Raw genomic sequence first — 2094 nt, 5'->3', positions numbered from 1 at the left:
ATCACGTGCTGGTCAAGGAACCCGGCACGCAGAAGCCGACGCCCTGGCATCAGGACATCCCCTACTATTTCGTCGATGGCCAACAGACGGTGAGCTTCTGGATCCCCATCGACCCGGTGAAGGAAGCGACGCTGCGCCTGATCGCCGGCTCGCACAAATGGGACAAGATGATCCTGCCGGTGCGCTGGCTCGACGACAGCAATTTCTATGCCGGCGAGGGCGACTATCTGCCGGTGCCAGATCCCGACAAGGATCCGTCGATGAAGGTGCTCGAATGGGAAATGGAGCCGGGCGACGCCATCCTGTTCGACTTCAGGACCGCGCATGGCGCGCGCGGCAACCTGACCGCGGCGCGGCGCCGGGCGCTGTCGCTGCGCTGGGTGGGTGACGATGCGCGCTATGTCGAGCGGCCGGGCCGCACCTCGCCGCCATATCATGGCCACGGCATGCAGCCGGGCGAGAGGCTGCGCGAGGACTGGTTTCCGGTGGTCTACCAGGGCTGAAGCGAGGCCAGAAAATCGACGCCGATGTGCGCCGCCGATTTTCGGCTGGGGTAACGTTCCCGTGCGCAATTCCCATCAATGCGCCCGGATGCCTTGACCCGTCGCCCAGAGAGCAATAGCGGGTGCTCTAACGGATAGTCGGCATCAAGAGGTGGCCATGAACGTTCTTCTTCTCGGCTCCGGCGGCCGCGAACATGCGCTCGCCTGGAAGATCGCCGCATCACCGCTGCTGACAAAGCTCTATGCGGCTCCCGGCAATCCGGGCATCGGCAGCGAGGCTGAGCTGGTGAAGCTGGATTTAGCCGACCATGCCGCCGTGGCCGCGTTCTGCCGGGAGAAAAAAATCGACCTCGTCGTGGTCGGCCCGGAGGGGCCGCTGGTCGTCGGCATTGCCGACGATCTGCGCGCGCAAGGCATTCGCGTCTTCGGACCCTCCAAGGCTGCCGCACAGCTGGAAGGATCGAAAGGTTTCACCAAAGATCTCTGCGCCCGCTACAACATCCCGACCGCCGCCTATGGCCGTTTCAGTGACCTGGCCTCGGCCAAGGCCTATGTCGAAAAGACCGGAGCACCGATCGTCATCAAGGCCGACGGGCTCGCTGCCGGCAAGGGCGTCACCGTCGCCATGACGCCCAGTGAAGCACAGGCAGCACTCGATGCCTGCTTCGACGGTTCCTTCGGCGCCGCTGGCGCGGAAGTTGTGGTCGAGGAGTTCATGACCGGCGAGGAGGCGAGTTTCTTCTGCCTCTGCGACGGCACCACCGCACTGCCCTTCGGTACCGCGCAGGACCACAAGCGCGTCGGCGACGGCGACACCGGTCCCAACACCGGTGGCATGGGCGCCTATTCGCCGGCACCGGTGATGACGCCGGAACTGGTCGCGCGCACCATGCGCGAGATCATCGAGCCGACCATGCGCGGCATGGCCGAACTGGGGGCGCCGTTCTCCGGCGTGCTGTTTGCCGGGCTGATGATCACCGACAAGGGACCGAAGCTGATCGAATACAACACCCGTTTTGGCGATCCGGAATGCCAGGTGCTGATGATGCGGCTGAAGGATGATCTGCTGGTCCTGCTCAACGCGGCGACCGACGGCCAGCTTGCGCATACTTCGGTGCGCTGGCGCGACGAGGCCGCGCTCACCGTAGTAATGGCGGCGAGAGGCTATCCCGGCACGCCGGAAAAAGGCTCGGTCATCCGCGGCGTCGAAGACGCGGCGAGCGACGGCGTCCAGATCTTCCACGCCGGTACCGCCATCAATGGCGGCGCGCTGGTTGCCAATGGCGGCCGCGTCCTCAACGTGACGGCATCAGGCGCCACGGTCGGCGAGGCACAGAAACGAGCCTATGCCGCGCTTGACCGCATCGATTGGCCGGACGGGTTCTGCCGCCGCGATATCGGCTGGCAGGCCGTAGCGCGCGAACAGGGAACCTGAAGTTCCGCATTGGCTCACCGCTGGCCGCGATCGAGTTCGGTGGAAGCGGTGCTGAGTGGATCGGACACGGCAAAGGCAGAGTCGAGTTGTGCGGGTGAACGCCGTTCGGTCCGCTTCCAGGCGACATATTGGACAATGCCGAAGCTTGGCCGTCGC

Annotated in this window: 2 protein-coding genes; both read left to right on the top strand. The window is 65.0% G+C overall.

Features of this window, described 5'->3' with window-relative positions; genetic code table 11:
* Positions 1–503 (top strand): phytanoyl-CoA dioxygenase family protein (locus EOC06_RS44105; RefSeq protein WP_245470296.1); only part of this gene is annotated, 503 nt, incomplete at its 5' end.
* A gap of 157 nt (positions 504–660) precedes the next feature.
* Complete coding sequence (purD, locus tag EOC06_RS33070; RefSeq protein WP_127270338.1) at positions 661–1938, top strand: phosphoribosylamine--glycine ligase; 1278 nt, start codon at positions 661–663, stop codon at positions 1936–1938.
* Positions 1939–2094: the final 156 nt, after the last annotated feature.

Source organism: Mesorhizobium sp. M7A.F.Ca.MR.362.00.0.0 (assembly GCF_004023175.1).
In the GTDB taxonomy this organism is placed as follows: domain Bacteria; phylum Pseudomonadota; class Alphaproteobacteria; order Rhizobiales; family Rhizobiaceae; genus Mesorhizobium.
The sequence above is the reverse complement of the archived record's forward strand: the minus strand, read 5'-3'. Positions and strand labels throughout refer to the sequence as shown.

What these genes read in the sequence shown, in the direction of transcription:
- purD (WP_127270338.1), top strand. Translation starts at nt 661, where the DNA reads ATGAACGTTCTTCTTCTCGGCTCCGGCGGCCGCGAACATGCGCTCGCC.